The 20516-nt window shown below is 49.3% G+C and carries 21 protein-coding genes and 1 tRNA gene; 16 read left to right on the top strand and 6 right to left on the bottom strand.

The genetic code is table 11. The annotated features are described in order from the left end of the window. Nucleotides 1-22: 22 nt before the first annotated feature. A complete protein-coding gene (locus IM638_05555) occupies nucleotides 23-673 on the top strand; it encodes an NAD(P)H-binding protein (GenBank protein ID MCA6362481.1) in 651 nt (216 codons plus the stop codon). A gap of 135 nt (nucleotides 674-808) precedes the next feature. On the opposite strand, the gene IM638_05550 is transcribed toward IM638_05555, so the two are convergent. Together IM638_05550 and IM638_05545 are read right to left on the bottom strand one after the other, a co-directional pair. Further along, on the bottom strand, nucleotides 809-1099 hold the full coding sequence (locus IM638_05550) for a hypothetical protein (protein ID MCA6362480.1): 291 nt from the start codon (nucleotides 1097-1099) through the stop codon (nucleotides 809-811). Nucleotides 1100-1129: 30 nt separating this feature from the next. Continuing rightward, complete coding sequence (locus tag IM638_05545) at nucleotides 1130-2143, bottom strand: glycosyltransferase (GenBank protein ID MCA6362479.1); 1014 nt, start codon at nucleotides 2141-2143, stop codon at nucleotides 1130-1132. Nucleotides 2144-2202: 59 nt separating this feature from the next. Here IM638_05545 and IM638_05540 point away from each other — a divergent pair, with 59 nt between their 5' ends. The 14 genes from IM638_05540 (at nucleotide 2203) to IM638_05475 (ending at nucleotide 14595) form a co-directional block, all read left to right on the top strand. Then, entirely contained in the window at nucleotides 2203-3180 is a 978-nt protein-coding gene (locus tag IM638_05540; protein MCA6362478.1) for a threonylcarbamoyl-AMP synthase, read from the top strand. Between the two features lie 145 nt (nucleotides 3181-3325). Next, entirely contained in the window at nucleotides 3326-4027 is a 702-nt protein-coding gene (locus tag IM638_05535; protein MCA6362477.1) for an NYN domain-containing protein, read from the top strand. An 86-nt stretch (nucleotides 4028-4113) separates the two neighbouring features. Continuing rightward, complete coding sequence (accC, locus tag IM638_05530) at nucleotides 4114-5604, top strand: acetyl-CoA carboxylase biotin carboxylase subunit (protein ID MCA6362476.1); 1491 nt, start codon at nucleotides 4114-4116, stop codon at nucleotides 5602-5604. 142 nt (nucleotides 5605-5746) lie between these two features. Then, nucleotides 5747-6364, top strand: coding sequence for a DUF4294 domain-containing protein (locus tag IM638_05525; GenBank protein ID MCA6362475.1), 618 nt, complete (start codon nucleotides 5747-5749; stop codon nucleotides 6362-6364). A gap of 97 nt (nucleotides 6365-6461) precedes the next feature. Beyond that, nucleotides 6462-6534: transfer RNA gene (locus IM638_05520), tRNA-Pro, on the top strand. Between the two features lie 142 nt (nucleotides 6535-6676). After that, the gene (locus IM638_05515; GenBank protein ID MCA6362474.1) at nucleotides 6677-7477 is read left to right on the top strand and encodes a hypothetical protein; all 801 of its coding nucleotides are present in this window, start codon (nucleotides 6677-6679) and stop codon (nucleotides 7475-7477) included. Between the two features lie 130 nt (nucleotides 7478-7607). Further along, a complete protein-coding gene (locus tag IM638_05510; GenBank protein ID MCA6362473.1) occupies nucleotides 7608-8339 on the top strand; it encodes a hypothetical protein in 732 nt (243 codons plus the stop codon). 78 nt (nucleotides 8340-8417) lie between these two features. Further along, nucleotides 8418-8954: a bifunctional pyr operon transcriptional regulator/uracil phosphoribosyltransferase PyrR gene (gene pyrR / locus IM638_05505; GenBank protein ID MCA6362472.1), complete on the top strand. Its 537-nt coding sequence runs from the start codon at nucleotides 8418-8420 to the stop codon at nucleotides 8952-8954. A gap of 2 nt (nucleotides 8955-8956) precedes the next feature. Beyond that, a complete protein-coding gene (locus IM638_05500) occupies nucleotides 8957-9892 on the top strand; it encodes an aspartate carbamoyltransferase catalytic subunit (GenBank protein MCA6362471.1) in 936 nt (311 codons plus the stop codon). A gap of 115 nt (nucleotides 9893-10007) precedes the next feature. Further along, nucleotides 10008-10358, top strand: a complete 351-nt coding sequence (locus tag IM638_05495; GenBank protein ID MCA6362470.1) for an STAS domain-containing protein — start codon at nucleotides 10008-10010, stop codon at nucleotides 10356-10358. Between the two features lie 20 nt (nucleotides 10359-10378). Further along, nucleotides 10379-11149 carry a T9SS type A sorting domain-containing protein gene (locus IM638_05490; protein MCA6362469.1) on the top strand — a complete coding sequence of 257 codons (771 nt, stop codon included), beginning with the start codon at nucleotides 10379-10381 and terminating at the stop codon, nucleotides 11147-11149. A 7-nt stretch (nucleotides 11150-11156) separates the two neighbouring features. Further along, on the top strand, nucleotides 11157-12092 hold the full coding sequence (locus tag IM638_05485; GenBank protein MCA6362468.1) for a ribonuclease Z: 936 nt from the start codon (nucleotides 11157-11159) through the stop codon (nucleotides 12090-12092). Between the two features lie 86 nt (nucleotides 12093-12178). Next, a complete protein-coding gene (locus tag IM638_05480; GenBank protein MCA6362467.1) occupies nucleotides 12179-12850 on the top strand; it encodes a response regulator transcription factor in 672 nt (223 codons plus the stop codon). 155 nt (nucleotides 12851-13005) lie between these two features. Beyond that, nucleotides 13006-14595 (top strand): hypothetical protein, encoded by a 1590-nt coding sequence (locus IM638_05475; GenBank protein ID MCA6362466.1) that lies wholly within the window; start codon nucleotides 13006-13008, stop codon nucleotides 14593-14595. Nucleotides 14596-14611: 16 nt separating this feature from the next. Here the strand turns inward: IM638_05475 and IM638_05470 are convergent, their stop codons facing one another. The 3 genes from IM638_05470 to IM638_05460 all read right to left on the bottom strand — a co-directional run bounded on the left by IM638_05470 (nucleotide 14612) and on the right by IM638_05460 (nucleotide 18255). Then, entirely contained in the window at nucleotides 14612-15457 is an 846-nt protein-coding gene (locus IM638_05470) for a M28 family peptidase (protein MCA6362465.1), read from the bottom strand. Between the two features lie 245 nt (nucleotides 15458-15702). Further along, complete coding sequence (locus tag IM638_05465; protein MCA6362464.1) at nucleotides 15703-17745, bottom strand: collagen-like protein; 2043 nt, start codon at nucleotides 17743-17745, stop codon at nucleotides 15703-15705. 15 nt (nucleotides 17746-17760) lie between these two features. Continuing rightward, nucleotides 17761-18255 (bottom strand): T9SS type A sorting domain-containing protein, encoded by a 495-nt coding sequence (locus IM638_05460; GenBank protein MCA6362463.1) that lies wholly within the window; start codon nucleotides 18253-18255, stop codon nucleotides 17761-17763. Nucleotides 18256-18556: 301 nt separating this feature from the next. Between IM638_05460 and IM638_05455 the strand changes: the two genes are divergently transcribed. After that, on the top strand, nucleotides 18557-20029 hold the full coding sequence (locus IM638_05455) for a sodium:solute symporter (GenBank protein ID MCA6362462.1): 1473 nt from the start codon (nucleotides 18557-18559) through the stop codon (nucleotides 20027-20029). Here IM638_05455 and IM638_05450 read toward each other — a convergent pair. Next, nucleotides 20026-20508 carry a TlpA family protein disulfide reductase gene (locus tag IM638_05450; GenBank protein ID MCA6362461.1) on the bottom strand — a complete coding sequence of 161 codons (483 nt, stop codon included), beginning with the start codon at nucleotides 20506-20508 and terminating at the stop codon, nucleotides 20026-20028. The genes IM638_05455 and IM638_05450 overlap by 4 nt on opposite strands. Nucleotides 20509-20516: the final 8 nt, after the last annotated feature.

The raw sequence follows: 20516 nt of genomic DNA, 5'->3' as shown, positions 1-20516 counted from the left end.
GCCGCTTTTTTCTGCATAAGCCATGAGCAAAACAGCAGTAGTACTTGGTTCTACCGGATTAATAGGCAGTTTTCTGCTTCAGCAGCTTCTTGCCGATACGCGTTATGCAGAAGTGAAAATACTGGTGCGCAAACCCACCGGTATCCGCAACGCCAAACTCGACGAAGTGGTGACCAATTTCAAAGACCTCGATGCATTGCGGCAGGAAATAAAAGGCGACGAAGTATTCTGCTGTTTGGGAACGACTATAAAAACCGCCGGTTCGCAACCCGCATTCCGTCGTATTGATTATGAACTGGTGCGCTGGGCTGCACTTAGCGCAAGCGAAAACAAGGTAAACGCTTTCCTTGTGGTTTCGTCTATCGGCGCCAATCCTGAATCGCGCAACTTTTATCTGCACACCAAAGGCGAAATGGAACTGGCCGTTACATCCGCAGGTTTTCAAAAATGTGTAATCGTGCGTCCCTCAATGCTGCTTGGCCCCCGCACCGAAAAACGATTTGGCGAATCGTTTGGCAAAGTGATCATGAAGACATTTTCATTCGCCATTCCCAAACACTGGAAAGCCGTAGAAGCCGAAGATGTGGCTGCTTCGATGATTATTGCAGCAAATACAGAAAGTGAGAACGGAGTAATTGAAAATGAGCGTTTACTCGGTCGTTTGAAGAACTAACTACCAGCGCTTCACCGTAATTGTAAATTGCGAAAGCGGGAAATGATAAGTTTTTGTGCGCGAGTAAGGCTTCTTTTTTACGAGCCATATAGTCAGCCAGATAAGCATAAGAACCCAGATGAAAATATTCATGTACTACTGTTTATTGCGTGAGTAAAACCACCATTGCCAGAACCACGAGGATACCAGAAAAACAGCCAGTATGGCAAATGCGCCTGTAAAAATCTGGTATTTCACGAAACCGTCGAAACCATACTCGTAAAGAAAAAGTCCGAGCGCCGCCGCCGCATTCACAAGTCCCCAGATTACATTCCGCATATTACCCATGCCGAAACCGCTTAGCATTTTGGCTTTCCAAACGCCCAGCACATAATGCGGCATGGCATTCATAAGTAATGCGCCGATCGAAAGGTCAATCCAGTTCATGTAAATAAGGTTTGTGCATGAAGTTATGATTTATCCGGCAAGCATGTAATCCTGTCCGTTTACAAATCCTTTGCTTTCGAGCATTTGTGCAATTTCCCTGCGCGCCCCGCGATTGGTGATGTAGCTTACTACAAAGCATGAGCGGGGAGAGGCAATTTGTCCGGGTGCGATAACCGGAAAGCCGCCGGCTGTTTTGCCTTGCAGGGCAGGGTTTACATCAATGTAGCCGGCAATGGATATGTTTTGTTCAAGCAGGTAATTGCTGCGTTTGCGGGTAATGCGTCCGGCCCCGCAAAGCCATATTTCGCGGCCGTTTACAATGCGGCGCAGTTCGCGGGCAAGGTATTCGGCTTTGATCTCATGAAACGCATTTACGCCATAGCGGCTGTGTGTGCGTGAGAGCCGGCCCGGTAAATCGTTCCATTGCAGAAGTGCTTGCGGCAGTTTGCGCATTTCCACCCCGGCATCGAGCCAGCGCAGCCAGAGTTCGTAATCTTCCGGAAAATGGCCGTCGCGGTAGCCGCCATGCTGCACAATCAGCGCTGCGCGAAACAGCACCGAAGGATGTGCCAGCGGCGATTCCACAAAGCGGTTCAGCCTTATTGCTTCCGGCGTTTTCAGGCTGTTTATCCAGTTGATGTATTCGGCATAGCCCTGCTGCAGTTGGGCATGGCCGCCGTGTGTAACAAGGCTGCTTACCAGGCCGCAGCCGGGGCGCAGTTTCATTTCGCGCACCTGCTGTGCAATGCGTTCGGGGTGCATTACATCGTCGGCATCCATGCGGGCAAGCAGGGGCGCTGTGGCAGCATCCGTAAGCCCGCGCAGCGCGTGTACGATGCCGTTGTTTTCGGCCGTGCCAAGCAGCTTAATACGTTTATCGCGGCTGGCTGCGGCTTCCAGGAAGTACTGTGTGCGGTCGGTGCTGCCATCATTCCACACCAGTATTTCCAAATCGGCAAATGTTTGTGTACAGATGCTTCGCAACGCTTGTTCAATGGTTGTTTCGGCATTGTACACAGGCATGATTACAGACACGGCGGGCATGTGCCAAAGATAAATCAATAGCGGCTTGGGCGGCGGTGTGTACAAATGCGGCTTTGTGTATGTACCTTTGCGCGGTGCAATTTCAGACACATATCGGAACCGATATTGAGCAGGCCGCACACTGGCTTAAGCTTGGCGAAACTGTGGGCATTCCCACCGAAACAGTTTACGGCCTCGCCGCCAATGCACTTGATGCTGATGCTGCCGTTAAGATTTTTCAAATAAAAAACCGGCCAAGTTTTAATCCGCTCATTGTGCACGTGCACAGTGCGGCGGAGTTTGAGAAATATGCCCTTGAGGTGCCGCTGCTTGTAAAAAAACTGGCCGGAGTCTTCTCGCCCGGGCCGCTTACGTTTGTATTGCCCCGCCGTCAAAACATTCCTGATATCATCACCGCCGGCGGCGATACCGTTGCGCTTCGCGTGCCTGCACATATGCTCACGCGGCAATTACTTATGGCGCTGCCATTTCCGCTGGCCGCCCCAAGCGCCAATCCGTTTGGCTACATAAGCCCGGTTACCGCACAGCATGTGGCCGATCAGCTAAGCGGTAAAGTGCCATACATTCTTGATGGCGGCCCCTGCCAGGTTGGCGTGGAGTCAACCGTAGTAACTGTGCGCAACGATAAAGTGGTGGTGCTGCGTTTGGGCGGCATTACGGTTGAGCAGCTGAGTGAAGTTGCGGGCGAGGTGGAACTCGAAATAAACGAATCGTCCAACCCGCAATCGCCCGGCCAGCTTAAATCGCATTATGCGCCGCGTATTCCGCTGCATTTGGGAATACCCGGAACACAGCCGCCACAGCAAAAAGTAGCTGTACTTTGTTTGCGGCAGCCACCTGCGTGGACAAACATGGTGCAGGTAGAAACGCTTTCGGCCACAGGTAATCTGACCGAAGCCGCCCGTAACTTGTTTGCAGCCATGCGCAGGCTTGATACAACAGATGCTGAATGTATTTATGCCGAAAGAATGCCGGAATCTGGTTTGGGAAAAGCAATAAACGACAGACTGAAACGAGCATCTGTTGAAAACTTTTAAACCCAAACCATTGCATTTATAACTTCTTGCTTTAATTTTGTCCTCGTTAGCGCTTTGGGCTAAGCAATCCCTAGGAGGTATAGCGGGGTTGCCAGCACCCAAAGCTTTTTTTATACAAGCATTTTTACTTTTTTATTTTTATTTCATGTACGAGAATATCCAGGAAGCACAAAAATTGCGTGCTGCCGTTTTAGTTGACGGTGGCTTTTTTCACAAGCGTTACCAGCGTTTATTCAAAGATCAGCAGCCTTTTGATCCTGTTGCTGTAGTCAATCACCTTCAGCAAATGGTGGAAAGCTATATGGGCTCGCAGTATCGCCTGCACAGGTTGTATTATTATGATTGCGAGCCGCTGAACAAAAAGTTTCATCACCCGCTAACCGGGCGTGTGATAGATTTTGGCCGCATTCCTTCTGCTGAATTCCGCAACCGCTTTATCGAAATACTCAGGCGCAGAAGTCAGGTGCAAATTCGTTTGGGGAAACTTAAAGACAATAAAACCTGGCGTATCCGCTCCTTTTGTACCAATGATTTGCTCAAAGGCAAAAGGGTATTGGCCGATTTACAGGAAAGCGAAGTGGTGCTGGACGTGCGGCAAAAAGGAATTGATATGCAAATCGGCATCGACATTGCCATGCTGGCCTGGAAAAAGCAGGTTGACCGGATTATTCTTGTTGGCGGCGATGCCGATTTTTGTCCGGCTGCAGAAATTGCCCGCAACGAAGGTGTAAGTTTTGATCTTGATCCGATGGATAATAACATTGATGCACAACTTTACAGTTTTGTGGATCGGATTATTTCTGAGCAAACAGGCAAGGATAAGAAATCAACCCAAGCTGCCGCCTGACAGGATTGATTAAAGCAATTTTCAATCATCGTGGAGGGATAATCGTTATTTTTGCCTGTTGTCCGAAGTAACCGGGCCAAACTCCTATGAAGAAAATTCTTGTAGCCAATCGTGGCGAAATTGCTTTGCGTGTAATGCGCTCCTGCCGCGAAATGGGAATAGCCACTGTGGCGGTTTTTTCTGAAGCCGACCGCAATGCTCCTTTTGTACGTTATGCCGACGAAGCTGTATGCATTGGTCCGCCGCCCTCGTCGCAATCCTATTTACTTGGCGATAAAATTATTGAAGTAGCTCTGAAATTAGGTGTTGACGGCATTCACCCTGGTTACGGCTTCCTTTCAGAGAATGCTGATTTTGCGCGTGCCGTAAAAAAATCGGGAATTACGCTCATCGGGCCTACGCCTGAGGCGATGGAAATAATGGGGGATAAGCTATCGGCAAAAGCGGCCGCCAAGCAATACAATATTCCGATGGTGCCCGGTTCAGAAGGCGCCATAAGTGATATCGCAGAAGGCGAACGTGTGGCCCTGGCCACCGGTTTTCCCCTGCTCATCAAAGCAAGCGCAGGCGGCGGCGGCAAAGGCATGCGTATTGTGGAACGCATTGAAGATTTTGCCGAGCAGATGAAACTGGCCGTGAGCGAAGCCACCTCCGCGTTTGGCGATGGCTCGGTGTTCATTGAACGCTATGTGGCCGGCCCGCGTCACATCGAAATTCAGGTAATGGCCGATACACATGGCAACATCTGCTATCTGTTTGAACGCGAATGCTCGATACAGCGCCGCCACCAGAAAGTGATTGAAGAAGCCCCTTCAAGCGTACTCACACCTGAAATACGCGAGAAAATGGGGAAATGTGCAGTTGACGTGGCCCGCTCATGCGGCTATGTGGGCGCAGGTACAGTTGAATTTCTGCTCGATGAAACGCGCAACTTCTATTTCCTCGAAATGAACACGCGCCTGCAGGTCGAACACCCGGTAACCGAAATGATTACCGGTATCGACCTTGTAAAAGAGCAGATCCGTGTGGCCCGCGGCGAAAAACTCTCCTTCACGCAGGAAGAACTCAAAATAAACGGCCACGCTGTAGAAGTGCGTGTATATGCCGAAGATCCTGCCAATAACTTCCTGCCCGATATCGGCAAACTTGTAACGTACCGCCGCCCGCAAGGCTACGGTGTGCGTGTGGACGATGGCTTTGAAGAAGGTATGGACATTCCCATTTACTACGATCCGATGATTTCAAAGCTCATTACCTGGGGCGCCACAAGGCAGGAAGCCATCGACCGTATGATACGCGCTATTGATGAGTATCGCATTACCGGTGTTTCCACCACACTGGCTTTTTGCCGGTTTGTGCTCAAACACGAGGCATTCACTTCGGGCAATTTTGATACCGGCTTCATTAAAGCCTATTTCAAACCCGAAATGCTGGCCGATGAGCGCAACGACGAAGTAGAACTTGCTGCAATGCTTGCCGCACACTGGGCCGGTAATGCAGGCACAGCTTCGGTTGCCGGCACTCAAACAGCCCCGGCTGAAAGCCGCTGGAAAACAGCGCGCACCCGCAAAAGCTGATAATCCGAAACAACACGCTGTCTTTCAGTAAATAAAACTCCGGCTTATTCACATTTTTTGTATTTTTAGATACATGAAAAGCCGGGTGGTTGCGTTTTTCACCTATAACCCTTTGGCACGCTTTTGGCGTGTATATGTCATCATGAAAAACGCTTTCTTACTGTTTGCCTGTTTCTGGATGCCTCTGGCAATTTCGGCACAGGAGCAATCGCCGCTTTTTGTGGGTGATATCGAACAGTATCCCAGTCAGATGATTACTTACACAATGGATGAAGGCGGCGATACCGTTCCCGTTATCCATCATTACACCTGTCTCATTGTTGCCGAGCGTACATTTAAAAACAAGCGCGAACAGGTGAAATACGATAAGCTGAAACGCGATGTAAAAGCGGCTCATCCCTACGCCGTGCTGGCCCGAGCCAAACTCAGCGAAATGGATGCCCGTCTGGCGCTTATCAAAGGCGAAAAAGAGCGAAAAGAGTTTGCCGAAAAAGCAGAAAAGGAACTTGTAACTCAGTTTGAGAACGACATGAAAAACCTTACTGCCGCACAGGGACGAATACTGATCAAACTCGTAAGCCGTGAAACCGGCTCAACTACCTATCAGTTAATTAAACAGTATCGCGGAGGCCTTACTGCAGTAATGTGGCAGGGTATGGCCCGTGTGTTTGGCAACAACCTCAAGTCGGAATACGATGCCGATGGCGAGGATCAGAAAATTGAGGAGATTGTAGAGCTCATTGAGCTTGGCGTGCTGTAAGAGCCAGCTTTCACGCTAAAGTTTTTTCAGCGGCGGTTGCTTTGCAAAAAGAAAATACTATTTTTGCAACCCCTTAGCAAACGAAGGGGAACATGATCGGGGTGTAGCGCAGTTGGTAGCGTACCACGTTCGGGACGTGGGGGTCGCTGGTTCGAGTCCAGTCACCCCGACAACAAAATCTAAGTTTAGCCCGCCTTCCCGAGGCGGGCTTTTTCATTTCCATTTATCAAATCATAGTTCCCACTTGTTTGTTCGTTGTTGTTGCCGCAACATGAATGATTATCTTCGTTATGCACATCCAACTGACCAAAGATGAAAGCTGCGTTTTTACTTACTTTTTCAGCTCTGTGTATTTCTTCATTTGCGCTGAATGCGCAGGAATACGAAGGCATTTCCATTGATTCGGTAATTAAACCTCAATTGCCTCAGGCACCAAAATGGAAACCTAAACTCATGCCCGGCGCCGCCATTAGTTTTGCGGTAATCAACAACCGGCAGGAAGTGCGTGGCTTATATAAGCCCGGTGTAAATATGAATCTTTTGTATCTGCATCGTCCGTGGTTCGGCATTTCGGGCGAATTCACCCATCATTTCCGTCATGATGCCGCCCCGGCCATTGCTCGCATCGATTCATGGAATGCCGACCTGAACGGTTATCTGATTATGCGAATAGGGGAGAGTGAAACCTTCTTCAATGCAATTTTTGGAGTTGGGTATATGTACTGGAATGGGGTGTATGTGGGCCCGAATTCTGCGCATACTGATTTTGCCAACTTCACCTATGGAATGAATATCCGTCAAACCTGGGTAGGTGGAAATCTTGGCGCCGGCTTTAGTTATCAGCTTACCAAACGGTTAAACGGCTACGCCAATTTTAAAGTGCAGTTTGCTTCGGGGGGCAATGATTTTGTGAGCATTTCCGATACCGGATTTCAGTTTGGAGTGAGGGCAGATCTGAGTAAAAAAGACAAATCGCTTGATGCGGCTTCAAAAGATCAAAAGGATCGTGGTATTGCGCTCAACGACCGTAGCACCAGCTACAAAGCCAAGAAGAAAGGCGCCAAAGGCAAGTCGAAATGGAAATACCGCTGGCTGAAGAGACGTCAGCGCTAAAATAAAGGCAGGCAACCCACAAGGGTTGCCTGCGACTTTTTACGAAGTACCGGAGGTGAAAAAGCGTTTAATTTTTGCCGGTAATGAAAGCGCAGCCCTCAATATCCGTAAATTAGCACAAATGAAATTTATGCGCACCCTGTTTTTTATGTGGCTGTTGCTCTTTTCTGCTTCGCTTCGGGCGCAGGAACAGGAGGCGGCTATTACAGTGCGCGGAACGGTATTTGATGTGGCCGATAGCATGGCCTCGCCTGCACCTATGGCCGTGAACAGACGCACCGGAGCAGGGCAGTCGGTACTGGCAGGGCAATGGTTTTCCTTACAGGGGCTGCGCACGGATACGTTTATGGTAACAGCCGGGGGCTATGAAATTGTGCGTATCTGCTTCCGCGATTCGGCCAGAAAAGCAGTTTACAATGTGCGTATCGGATTAAAAGTAAAAGTAAACACACTTCGCCCTGTAGCCATTTATCCCGCCAAAGACCTTAAAGCCCTGCGCAATGAGCGTGAATCATTGGGCGTGAAGGAAACACGGATGACGGCGGCTCCGGCCGATGTGATGCAAAGTCCGATTACCGCAATTTACGAACGATACAGCCGGGAAGGAAAGTCGCGCGCAAAAGTAGCCTACCTCGAAAATGAAGACCGCAAACGCGAAATTCTGCACCAATTGCTTGCGCTGTATGTAAAAGCCGGTGTGGTGGAACTTAAGCCGGAGGAATTTGACCTGTTCATTGATTACCTCGATATTCCTGATCAATTCCTTCAAACGGCTACCGATTATCAGCTCGCCACGGCCATACGCGAACGTTGGCTGTATTATGAGCAGCTGAAACTGATGCATAATCATCAGCATCGTTAATAACTGTTCATTTCTGCTCACAATTTAGTTTGCGGCAAATTTGGTGCGTTGTATCAAACTGCTATCTTTGACGCCTGTATGGCGCCTCGGCTTATTCTTCATCCGCAGCAATTCGCCATCACGATCAACCGGCTTTGCCATCAATTGATCGAGACACACGACGATTTTTCAGAATCTGTAATCATTGGCCTTCAGCCTCGAGGCGTGCTGCTGGCTAGGCGGATTCACAAAACACTGCAGGCAATTTTGCCCGATCATCACATTCAGCTTGGCGAACTCGATGTAACCTTTTACCGCGACGACTTCCGCCGTCGTGATCTGGTTGCAAACCGCACACAGATTGACTTTGTGATAGAAGACAAGAATGTAATTCTTGTGGATGATGTGTTATACACAGGCCGTACTATACGTGCCGGACTGGATGCCATGATGGCGTTTGGCCGCCCGAAAGATGTGGAACTGCTTGTGCTTATTGACCGTCGATTCAGTCGTAATCTGCCTATTCAGGCTAAATACATTGGCCGGACGGTAGATACAATTGCTTCGGAAAAAGTGAAGGTTGACTGGAAAGAGGCCGGGGGAGAAGATCATGTCTGGTTAATGACGCAGGAATAATTATGAGTACAACTAAACTGAGTGTGAACCATTTGCTGGGCATCAAGCAACTTACGCCTGATGATATTCAGCTTATTTTACACACCGCCGACCAGTTTAAAGAAGTCATTAACCGGCCGATCAAAAAAGTACCTTCGCTCCGCGACATTACCATTGCCAATCTTTTCTTCGAAAACTCCACCCGCACCCGTGTTTCTTTCGAGTTAGCCGAGCGGCGTCTCTCTGCCGATACCGTAAACTTTTCGGCTGCACAGTCGAGCGTTAAGAAAGGCGAAACGCTTATCGACACCGTTAACAATATCCTGGCCATGAAAGTGGATATGGTGGTGATGCGTCATCCCAATCCCGGAGCCTGCGTGTTTTTATCGAAACACATCAATGCCAGTATTATCAATGCCGGAGATGGTGCCCACGAGCATCCTACCCAGGCATTACTTGATGCCTTTTCGATCCGTGAACGGCTTGGCGATCTGAAAGGAAAGAAAATTGCGATTATCGGAGATATTCTTCACTCCCGCGTGGCGCTTTCCAACATCTTCTGCCTGCAAAAACTTGGAGCGGAGGTAATGGTGTGTGGCCCGCGCACGCTCATGCCACGCTACATTGCCTCACTGGGCGTAAAAGTTGAATTCGACCTGCGCAAAGCACTCGAATGGTGCGATGTAGCAAACATGCTACGCATTCAGCTTGAGCGCCAGGATATCAAATATTTCCCCTCGCTTCGCGAATATTCCATGCAATACGGGCTCGACATGCCCACCCTCCGCTCGCTCGGGAAGGAAATACTGGTTATGCACCCCGGCCCGATTAACCGAGGTGTTGAGATTACAAGTGAGGTAGCCGATTCTGAGCAGGCCATTATCCTGGATCAGGTTGAAAACGGTGTGGCAGTGCGCATGGCTGTATTGTATCTCCTTGCCGGACGCTCACAAGACTAAGTTTCCTAATCCTTTCATTGGCAGCAGGATATTATTTCCCGCTGTTTTTCTTTGCTTTATCGAAAAAATGCATAACTTTTCCTTGTTTGAAAAGGAAACTTTACCTTTGCCCGATATGAACGAACAGTTTTCAGTAGAGCGCAATGAGCGTTATACCCTCATCCGCATGTCGGCCGATAAGCTCGACACACTTGTGGCTCCCGCGTTAAAGTCGGAGCTGGTGATGCTTAACGCCGACGGTGTGCGCAATCTCATCATTGATCTGGGTTCGGCCCGCTACTGCGACTCATCCGGTTTGAGCGCCATTCTTGTGGCCAACCGCCTCTGCAAAAATGCCGATGGCACGCTGGTGCTTTCCGGTCTTCAGGAATCAGTACGTAAGCTTATTCACATTTCACAATTAGACAGTATTCTGCAAATTGTGCCTGATGTGAATTCGGCTGTACAACAACTTCAGGCGGTATAATCATTCCAAACCCCTTTTGCATGAAAAAACTCTTTACGCTACTTGCTGTTACCGCATTTACCTCTTTTCTTGGTGCACAGTGTACCATAAATTCCAGCGTGTTTAGCGGTCCTAACGATTACGGCATCCTCCCTGATACTGTTACTAATCTGCCCGTGGCTTTTGTAGGTTCGCCCTATACAACCGATCTTCAGGTTCATGTGGATCCTGATACTGTTACAGCACTTGGCACATTCCCCATCACGCAGATTGTGATCGACAGCGTTTCGGGCCTGCCTGCCGGTTTTACCTACCTGTCCAATCCTGTAAACGGTGTAATGCCCGGCGGTTCATTCGGCTGTGTGGGAGTAACCGGCACCGCAACTTCGGGTCAGGAACTTGGCGGGCCTGCTTCAAATGGTGTTTATCCGATCATTGTATTTTTCACTGCCACGGTAAATGTACTTTCTGTACCCACCGCATTTCCGGCCACACTTACCGGTTACCGCATTGAAATTGATGCCCCCAACAGCCTTCCTGTTATTGAATCTTTGCGTTTTGCTGTAAATGCACCCGCGCCCAACCCTTCTGATGCCCGCACCGAATTCCGTTTCAACGCTCCTGTAAACGGTCAGGTGGAGTTTCACCTTTACAACATGCTTGGCGCCGAAGTAGCCCGCCAGACAATTGATGCTGAAAAAGGCAGCAACCGTTTCACACTCGAAACAGCCGCATTGCCTGCCGGTGTGTACATGTACTCTTTCCGCATGGGCAACAGCACGGTTACCCGTCGTCTTACCATTTCGCATTAATTATTTTATGGGCACGCCATTCGAGCTCACCATTCTGGGCAGCAGTTCGGCTACACCCACTTCAAAAAGATTTCCCACCGCTCAGCTGCTCAATGTGGCTGAGCGGTTTTTTCTTATCGATTGCGGGGAGGGTACACAAATTCAGCTTCGCCGTAATCATATACGCTTTCAGCGTATTAACCATATTTTCATCAGTCACCTGCACGGCGATCATTACCTGGGGCTGATGGGGTTACTGTCATCACTTCACCTGCTGGGCCGAAAAAATCCGCTGTATATTTTCCATCCCCCCGGCCTGAAAATGATTATCGAAATACAACTTGAGTTCTCAGGAACGGTTTTAAACTATCCGATTCACTGGCGTGAGCATCGTTTTGATAAGCAGGAGGTTATATTTGAAGATGAATGGCTTACGGTAGAGACAGTTTTGCTCAATCACCGCATTCCCTGCTGCGGATTTTTATTTCGTGAAAAGCCGCGGCCGTTCTCCATTGACAAAGAAAAAGCCGTGTTTTACAATATTCCCGTTTCGCAAATGAATGCACTTAAAAACGGCGAGGATGTGCGGCTCGACGATGGCACGCTGGTTGAAAACAAGCAGGTAACACGTGGCCGCGCGGCATCACGTTCATATGCATTTTGCTCAGATACACGTTATGATGAACGGGTGATTGCGCAAATAAAAGGGGTGGACCTTCTTTACCACGAAGCCACTTTTTTGCACAATTTGCTGGAGCGGGCCAAGGTAACTCATCATACCACAGCCCTTGAAGCAGGGCGTGTGGCGCGTTTGGCCGGGGTAAAACAACTGCTTATCGGCCATTTTTCGGTCCGTTATCGCGAATTAGATGAATTACTGAATGAGGCTCGTCAGGAATTCGCACAAACCACTCTGGCTGAGGAGGGTATAACTTTTCAGATTGCCGAACAGTGGATTGTTTAAAAAACTTTACAGGCTTAATTTGGTGATCGGCTGATTGCGTATTACTTTTGCCTGTAATCTTATTTGAATTTAGTCTAAATAAGCGTATGAAAATCCGCATTGCCATAGCAGGTCAGCAGTATCTGGTGCGAGAAGGGCTTCGTGCTCTGATAAGCTCAGAGGCTGATCTTGCGCTTTCCGGCGAGGCCGATGGGGCAGAAATGCTTCGTCAGCTTTCGGCAGCTTCTCCGTTTGATGTACTCATTATCGATCATCTTCAGCCGGGCTGGGGTGTTCAAAGTATCCGTGCCGCGGTTACTTCCAATCCTTCGCTCAAGGTACTTGCCATTACGCAGCGTCCGGGCCGTAAAGACCTCAACGCCGCGCTCGAAGCCGGTGTATGCAGTTACCTGCTTACTGAATGCGACCGGGAAGAAATTCTCGATGCAATACGCGCCACGGCAAACGGCGAAGCCTTTTTCTGCGGAAAAATCGTAAACGAGGTGATGGCGAGTCCCGATGAAGCCACACCGGATACCGAATACAGCTGCGACGGTGTACGCATTTCTGCCCGTGAAGGCGAAATCATTCGCCTTGTGGCCGAAGGACTAACCAATAAAGAAATTGCCGACCGCCTTTGTCTCAGTGCACACACCGTAACTACGCACCGCAAAAACATCATGAATAAACTTGGTGTAAACAATACGGCCGGTCTTGTGCTTTTTGCAATCCGTAATCACATTGTTACGCCCAACCATTTCCTTTTCAATACCAATTGATAATTGCCAGGTTTTTTGCAGGCTGTCTTGAAAAAGGCAGCCTGTTTTTTTTTAGCCTTTTTTAGCTGCAAGAAGATTCATATTTTTCTTTTCAACAGTTTCAGAAACGGGAATGATGTGTTATTATATTGCTGCATCCTTACACTTATCCCGCTATGGCAATCATTTCCATCCTTCACGACCTCATTGATAATGGAGCCGGAACCACGTTTCTTCCACTTGGTAAGCGCGAGAAACTCTTCAGAAATAATAAACTCGTAAACGCACTGGCCGATAAAATTGCCAAAAACCGCAAGGCCGGTACCGAAGGGCTTTGGGGCACACTCGGCAGGGCTGATGATAAGCCGGTTGACTGGTCGGGAGAGATTGATTGTTCGGGTGAATTCAATGCGGATTCTTTTGGCGTGACTTCGCGCGAGGTTGGGTTTGTGAAAGAATGGCAAAACATGATTGGCGATCGTATCCGTGAGCGGTTTATTGCATTCGACCGGTTGCGTTTCGGGAAGAATAAATCAAGCAGGCGTTTGCGGTTAACACTCATGCTGGGAGAAGATGAAGGCGCACTCGTATTTCTTCATCACACCCATCAGGATGATCAGCTGGCTTCTGAAGGTTATCCCGAATACATTTTGCCCGCCGGTGAACGTGATGGCGACAGGATGAACTACTTTTTTGATGTGCCGGATGAAGAAGATAAAAAACGCTTCAGCAAGGGCATTTTCAAAAACTGGAAGCACCGCATGATTGTACGCGTGCTTACATTCAAAATTTTTGGTAAACCGGCCAAGGATTTTCTGATGAAAGATAATGCCTATCGACTCCTGCGCTTTGATAACGGGGCGTTTAAGGAAATTGGCGGAGGCTTTGAACTTGATCCAGGCAAAAAAACATTGCTGCTTCTGCACGGCACCTTTTCTACCACCGAAAATTCATACAAAGGCATTATCGGCCCTGATCCTGAAACTTCATGGCTTACCAAAGTGATGCGCCACGGCGGCAAATACGAGCAGATCATTGCCTTTGATCATCCTTCAATTGTGCATGGGCCGGCCGAAAATGTGGCCGAATTTAAGAAACGACTCGGGCCGGGATTCCGTTTTACAAAACCGGTTGACATGATTTCCACCAGCCGGGGCGGGCTGGTAGGCAAAACCATTTGCATTGATAAACCACTTTACGAAAATGTAATGGCTGTGGAGAAATTCATGCCCATTGCCTGTGCCAACGGTGTGGACTATTTCAAAGCGGCCGATAATGTTATTGACTACCTGAACATGATGCGTATTATGGGCATGATTTCGGGTAATATGCTTATGTCGCTCATATTCGGTGCATTACAGCTTTCGGCCAAAGTGTTTGTATCCATGCCCGGTTGTTTGGCAATGACACCCGGCAGCGAAGAACTTAAAGCCATTATCGGGACGCCCGCATCGCCCAAAAATCCGGTTAATCCGTTTACACGATACTATCCCGTAGTTGGCGATTACACCCCTGATCCGGCGCTTTCTTCACCTTTTATAAACTGGCTCGATACACGTATTGGCAAAATACTCGGTACAGCAAACGACTGGGTGGTGGGCAGCGATAATCAGCTCATTATGCCGCCAGGTTTTTATGCCAATGGCTGGGAACCCTCTGTATTCCGCTCAAGAGTTGTAAACTGCACACACCTCGACTATCTCAAAGCCGATAAGGCAGAGATGCCGCAACGCTGGGCCTGGGCCTGGCTACACGATCAGTTGTAATTGGCGGTGAGTTTGCTCAGCAGGCATGAAATTCCTGCACAAGTTTTTTTCTGCCTTGCAAATTGAGCATAAGCATGCGCAGGTATTCGGCAATGGCATTCATGCCAGCGTAATTGATGCGCGTTTCATCATCTTCGGGCGTATGATAATCGTTGTGTAAGCCTGTGGTGATGAGCAGGGCCGGGATGTGCCTGTCGGAAAAGTTGCAATGGTCGGAGCCTCCTTTTATGAGGTTGCTGCGGCGCAAAACCAGAAAGCCTTTGGCCGAATCGGCAGGCAGCACATTGTTCCAGCCGGCAAAATCAGTAGCGCCGTCAATACGTAGTACCGGCCTCAGCAAATCAAGTCGGCCCAGCATATCGAAGTTGAGGTTGCAGAGAATTTTTGAGGTATCAGTAATGCCGCTGCGTACAAACACATCAGAACCGTGCAGCCCGTCTTCCTCGCCGCTGAATGCGGCAAACACTACATCGTAGTTCAGCAGATGTTTGTTCTTGCTGCACCAGCCGGCAAGCCCCAGCAGAAGCGCCACACCGCTGGCATTGTCGTCGGCTCCGTTGTGTATTTGCTTCGAAAAAGGTGCTTTTGAATGATGCTTTCCCATGCCAATGTGATCGTAATGCGCGCTCACCACAATGCAATAAGACGAGCGTGTGTCAATTACCCCCAGCACATTGCCAGCCGATGTAGTAAGCACTGAATCGGGATTGGAATAGGTAAACGGATGAATGAATTTTTTCTTCAGTGGTTTACAACCGGCCAGTTTCAGCTGCTCTGCAATAAATCCGGCAGTTCTGTTTTCTTCCACCGTGCCGGGCAAACGGCCTTTCATTGAGTCGCCAGCCAGATAACCTATAATCATTCGGAAATAGGTCTCATCAAGCCCCGGTTTTTGATGCTGACCGTGAAGCGTTGTAGAATAAAGCATTACACACAACACAGCCACGCATATTCGTTGCCCCAAAACGGCAACGAAATGGGGATGCGGTGACTGATGTTTTTTTGGGCTATTCATCGTTCCCGAAATTACGCATTACACCAGGAGATAAAGCAAAAATCCCGCCCGGAATTTTCCGGACGGGATTTATAAAACTAATCAATGAATGATTACTGGCGCTTAGATCCGCGGCTCAGCAGGTTGCCTTTCTCTTCGCGCGACAAGCTCGGGGGAGCTGACCACTGGAGAGAAGAGCCATTCCACCATACAGGCTGTCCAGACTGTTCGGTGTTGCCTTCATTGAACATTACACCCTGCATATTTCCTGCGAAATTCGGGTTGGTAAGTTCAGCCGGAACTTCAGCTTTGGCAGCATCCACGCGGGTGCCCACAGCAATCCATGAGAATGATACGCTGCTGGTACCGTTGTTGAGTTCAGCTACGTTGAAGCCTTTTTCGTCAACAGAAACAATGTAAAGACCATTGCACTGACCCTGCGGGGTAATGGTAACGGTGGGTTTGCCACCAGCTACGAGTGCCGCAAATTCGGGTGTGAAGTTTACACGGGTTGTACCGCTGGCAAGCTGACCAGCGCCATCGTCGTACACTTTTACTTTGGTAGAAGTAACCGCGTAAGCCGGAGTTACGTTACCGTTGGTGTTTACGAGATCAGCATGGTAGCCGGTGTTGAAGGTATTACCTACGTTGAAAGCAGCGTACATAGAACCAGAGGTGGTAAGACCCATTACATCGCCACGTACCCATGCACCCATGAGATCGCCGGCAAAAGCACCACCAATACCGGTTGCAGCACCGTTAGAGAGACGGCCGCCACCGTTTGCATAAGCAGCAGAGCCATACACACCGTAGTTCAACAGTGCAGAAGAACGGTAGCCGAGTGAACCCCAGTAAGTACCAGAAACTTCAGCACCAAAGGTACCGCCGCAACGGGTATAGTCGTTGTAGTTCCAGCCACCTACGCCGAAGGTGTACAAATCGCCCCAGAAGTTGAAACCGCGGGTAGCATCGTTAGCCACGCTCTGTGCATAGCCGGTACCATCGTTCTGGCTGTCGCGGGTGCGGTAGCCGAACATTGATGACTGACCATCGCCGTTAACAGTAAGCTGCTGCTGATATACGTAGAAGCGATAACTGATTGACGGAGCAATGTTTACTGAAACGTTGCCGTTGGTATTTTCCTGCATGATTGAGTTGCCAAGTGTATTGGCGGTCAAGAATTTGGGGTGATAACCGGTAGTACCAGTTATACCGCCGGGGCCAGTAGCACCAGTAGCGCCTGTGGCACCAGCCACACCGGTAGCGCCAGTAGCGCCGGCCGGACCAGCCACACCCTGAATACCCTGAGCGCCCTGAGGACCTGCAGCACCTGTAGCACCAGCCGGACCAGCCACACCCTGAATGCCCTGTGCGCCTTGCGGACCAGCAGGACCTGTAGCACCTGTAGCACCATTTGCACCATTTGTACCAGCAGCGCCGGTAGCACCTGTAGCACCATTTGCACCATTTGCACCAGCCGGGCCGGTAGCACCTGTAGCACCGTTAGCACCAGCTACACCCTGAATACCTTGGGGGCCTTGTGCGCCGGTAGCACCGTCGAGACCAGAAGGACCGGCAGGACCTTGCGGACCTGTAGCGCCATCAAGGCCAGAAGGACCAGCTACACCCTGAGGGCCTTGCGGACCGGTAGCACCGTCGAGACCAGAAGGACCGGCAGGGCCCTGCGGACCAGTGGCACCGTCGAGACCAGAAGGGCCGGCAGGACCAGCTGCACCAGTAGCACCTGTGGGGCCGGCAGGACCGGCTGTGCCCGAAGTTTCGGCATACATGGCGTAGGGAACAGAAAGAAGTTGTGATGTACCCAGGCTGGTAAGACCAGAGCCAAAGTCAACAGAAACTTCCATAAACTCAGTACCAGCACCAAAAATAGAGGCGGTGAGGGGAGTTACTGAACCAATATTGATATTGAACAGGCCAAACTGGTTGGTGGTTACACCGGCATGTGTTTCGGTGTAAACAACCGGGCCTGTGGCAGAACCGGAGTGAATATCAAATTTCACAGTGATGGTTCCGTTTGCAATCGGAGCACCGGCAGCATTGCGGGCCACACCCTGATATTTCATCTGGGTAGGTGCCTGAGCAACCGCATACTGTACTGCAATTACAGAAAACAGAAGCAGTAATACTTTTTTCATAGGTTGGGTTTGAATTTAAGATACTTTGTTTACACGGAATGATGCTGATGCATCAGTTCCCACTTTTCGAACCGTCACAAAATAAATACCGTCGGTGAAATCACGAACGGTTATTTCATGTCGGTAACCGCCGGGCATAATGTTGAGCTGACGGCTGCTGAGTTGCTGACCCAGCGCGTTGTAGATTTCAACGGTATAAACACCGCTGCTCTCTGCATCGAACTGGAGTGTGACCTGGTCACTGGATGGGTTGGGAAACAAACTCAGATTTCCGATAACCTGCTCGGGCACCGAATTAGGGTCGAGCATGGTTTGATGGAAACCCTGTGTCAGAAAGTTGGTCGCATTGCCATACGTTTCCGACATCGGTTCACCCAATGTCCATTCAATCATTCCCTGCGAATTCGAAAAGAAATCGCCGGATGAAGAAAGAACATTCTGTTCTACCGATTGTCCCCTTGCCCAGAGTCCCAGTAATAGGAGGGAGCCTGTTAACATGTGTTTTGTCATGGGCAATTTGGGTTTTTGATTATTTAGGTTTGGTTAAATGTAGAGCAACAAACCCTAATTTCAAATACCCGGTTAGTGAATCAATGTCCGTTTTGTTGATAAATGAATTAATGATACAATTATAGTGCTGAAAATTAATTACTTATGATTGAGGTGAGATGGACTGACTTGTGACAAAAAACAGTGAAATAATCGAAAAACAGGTGTTTTCCACTATTGTGTAAAAACCTGTTCATATTGGGTCTCATGGAATTCCTTATCCGGTGAGGGCAATTCCGTTCTTTGTAAAAACGATCAATTTATGTCGGCCAGCCTGATTTTAATTTGTGTGGCGTTGTACACGGTAATCCTTTTTGGAGTTACGTGGATTACTTCGCGCGGTGCTACCAACGAAACTTATTTTGTTGGCAACCGCTCTTCGCGCTGGTATCTGGTGGCGTACGGAATGATCGGGGCATCGCTTTCGGGAGTAACGTTTATGTCGGTTCCGGGTGAGGTGGATGCGAAACAGTTTTCGTATTTCCAGATGGTGCTGGGCTATTTGCTGGGCTATTCGGTAATTGCGTTTGTGCTTTTGCCGCTTTACTACAAGCGCAACCTCACGTCAATTTATACCTATCTCCAGCAGCGTTTGGGCAATGTATCGTACCGTACCGGTGCGTTTTTCTTTATTCTTTCGCGCACCATTGGCGCGGCTTTCCGCATGTACATTGTGGTAAATGTGCTTCAGCTGTTTGTGTTTGATCAGTGGGGCGTGCCGTTTGCAGTAACCACAGCCATTTTTGTCATTCTCATTTTGCTTTATACGTTTGAAGGTGGCGTAAAAACCATTGTGTGGACAGACACGCTGCAAACTACGTTCATGCTGCTTTCGCTGGTGCTGAGTGTGTGGCTCATTGCCGATTTGTCGGGCTATGATCTGGGTAGTTTGTTCAGTACGGTTGCAAACGATAGTCGTTCTTCGATTTTTGTAACTGACTGGGCGCACGCCAAATTTTTCCCGAAAGCCTTTTTTGGCGGGGCTTTCATTGCCATTGCCATGACCGGATTAGATCAGGAAATGATGCAGAAAAACATCAGCTGCCGCTCGCTCAAAGAGGCGCAGAAAAATATGCTCACATTCAGTGCCGTGCTGGTGGTGGTTAATCTGCTTTTTCTTGGGCTGGGAGTATTGCTCTGGCAGTATGCCAATGCGCACGGCATTACGGTTGAGCGGTCAGACGATCTGTTTCCTACCATTGCACTGAATCATCTGGGCACAGTTTCGGCCATATTCTTTATCATCGGTCTTATCTCGGCCGCTTATCCCAGTGCCGACGGGGCTTTGACAGCGCTCACCGCATCGTTTTGTATAGACTTTCTCGGCTTTAACAATCCGCAAAGCACACGCACCGAAGCCGAGAAAAAGCGGCTGCGCTACATGGTACACATTTCCTTTGCTGTGCTGCTGCTGCTGGTAATCGTGCTGTTTAAAATCATCAATGATGATTCGGTGGTGAGCAAGCTGTTTACTGTGGCAAACTACACCTACGGCCCGCTGCTTGGGTTGTTTATGTTTGGCATACTCACCAAGCGGGGTACGGTTGAAAAACTGGTTCCGGTTGTATGCCTTGCTGCGCCTGTAATTTGTTATGTGCTCAATGCCTACAGCAAAGCGTGGTTTGGCGGTTATCAGTTTGGCAATGAGTTGCTGCTGCTCAATGGCCTGCTCACATTCACCGGTTTGTTTATTATTTCAAAGCCGGGTGAACAGCTAACCGGCAAACTGGCTTAAAACGCCTGCTGCACAAGGCTGTCAAGCTCAGTAAAGTGGGTGGAGCGGGGCAGAAACGTGCGGAAATCTTTGCCTGCATGCGTCACCAGCGTGGCGGGTAAGTTGCCCTGCCATTTCGCATCAATCTTCGGAATCCATTCGTTGTCGTGTACTTCGTTAAGCAGCAGTACTTCGCTGTGCAGCTTACGTTTTTGTATAAACGGCACCAGTTTGGTTTGCACCTGATTTTCGAAGTCGAGCGATACGAGCAGCACTTTCACCGGCTTTGCACGGTAAGCACTGTCGAGCTTTTCAAAATCGGGCAATTCCTTTACGCAGGGAGCGCACCAGGTGGCCCAGAAGTTAACCACGTAGGTGGTGTCTTTTCCGGCTGCAATGCGTTGCAAAATACCATCGGCCGTAATTTTTGCCGGCGTGTTGCTTTTTTCATGTGCCGAAAGCATTAGCAGGGCAGGCAGCAGCCAGAGCAGGTGTTTCATTGGTATAA

Source organism: Bacteroidota bacterium, assembly GCA_020402865.1.
GTDB lineage: Bacteria > Bacteroidota > Bacteroidia > Palsa-965 > Palsa-965.
The sequence above is the reverse complement of the archived record's forward strand: the minus strand, read 5'-3'. Positions and strand labels throughout refer to the sequence as shown.

Bases quoted from the DNA above. Each gene is read 5' to 3' on its own strand.
- IM638_05555 (MCA6362481.1), top strand. From the start codon at position 23: ATGAGCAAAACAGCAGTAGTACTTGGTTCTACCGGATTAATAGGCAGT.
- IM638_05550 (MCA6362480.1), bottom strand. From the start codon at position 1,099: ATGAACTGGATTGACCTTTCGATCGGCGCATTACTTATGAATGCCATG.
- IM638_05545 (MCA6362479.1), bottom strand. From the start codon at position 2,143: ATGCCCGCCGTGTCTGTAATCATGCCTGTGTACAATGCCGAAACAACC.
- IM638_05540 (MCA6362478.1), top strand. From the start codon at position 2,203: ATGTACCTTTGCGCGGTGCAATTTCAGACACATATCGGAACCGATATT.
- IM638_05535 (MCA6362477.1), top strand. From the start codon at position 3,326: ATGTACGAGAATATCCAGGAAGCACAAAAATTGCGTGCTGCCGTTTTA.
- accC (MCA6362476.1), top strand. From the start codon at position 4,114: ATGAAGAAAATTCTTGTAGCCAATCGTGGCGAAATTGCTTTGCGTGTA.
- IM638_05525 (MCA6362475.1), top strand. From the start codon at position 5,747: ATGAAAAACGCTTTCTTACTGTTTGCCTGTTTCTGGATGCCTCTGGCA.
- IM638_05515 (MCA6362474.1), top strand. From the start codon at position 6,677: ATGAAAGCTGCGTTTTTACTTACTTTTTCAGCTCTGTGTATTTCTTCA.
- IM638_05510 (MCA6362473.1), top strand. From the start codon at position 7,608: ATGCGCACCCTGTTTTTTATGTGGCTGTTGCTCTTTTCTGCTTCGCTT.
- pyrR (MCA6362472.1), top strand. From the start codon at position 8,418: ATGGCGCCTCGGCTTATTCTTCATCCGCAGCAATTCGCCATCACGATC.
- IM638_05500 (MCA6362471.1), top strand. From the start codon at position 8,957: ATGAGTACAACTAAACTGAGTGTGAACCATTTGCTGGGCATCAAGCAA.
- IM638_05495 (MCA6362470.1), top strand. From the start codon at position 10,008: ATGAACGAACAGTTTTCAGTAGAGCGCAATGAGCGTTATACCCTCATC.
- IM638_05490 (MCA6362469.1), top strand. From the start codon at position 10,379: ATGAAAAAACTCTTTACGCTACTTGCTGTTACCGCATTTACCTCTTTT.
- IM638_05485 (MCA6362468.1), top strand. From the start codon at position 11,157: ATGGGCACGCCATTCGAGCTCACCATTCTGGGCAGCAGTTCGGCTACA.
- IM638_05480 (MCA6362467.1), top strand. From the start codon at position 12,179: ATGAAAATCCGCATTGCCATAGCAGGTCAGCAGTATCTGGTGCGAGAA.
- IM638_05475 (MCA6362466.1), top strand. From the start codon at position 13,006: ATGGCAATCATTTCCATCCTTCACGACCTCATTGATAATGGAGCCGGA.
- IM638_05470 (MCA6362465.1), bottom strand. From the start codon at position 15,457: ATGATTATAGGTTATCTGGCTGGCGACTCAATGAAAGGCCGTTTGCCC.
- IM638_05465 (MCA6362464.1), bottom strand. From the start codon at position 17,745: ATGAAAAAAGTATTACTGCTTCTGTTTTCTGTAATTGCAGTACAGTAT.
- IM638_05460 (MCA6362463.1), bottom strand. From the start codon at position 18,255: ATGACAAAACACATGTTAACAGGCTCCCTCCTATTACTGGGACTCTGG.
- IM638_05455 (MCA6362462.1), top strand. From the start codon at position 18,557: ATGTCGGCCAGCCTGATTTTAATTTGTGTGGCGTTGTACACGGTAATC.
- IM638_05450 (MCA6362461.1), bottom strand. From the start codon at position 20,508: ATGAAACACCTGCTCTGGCTGCTGCCTGCCCTGCTAATGCTTTCGGCA.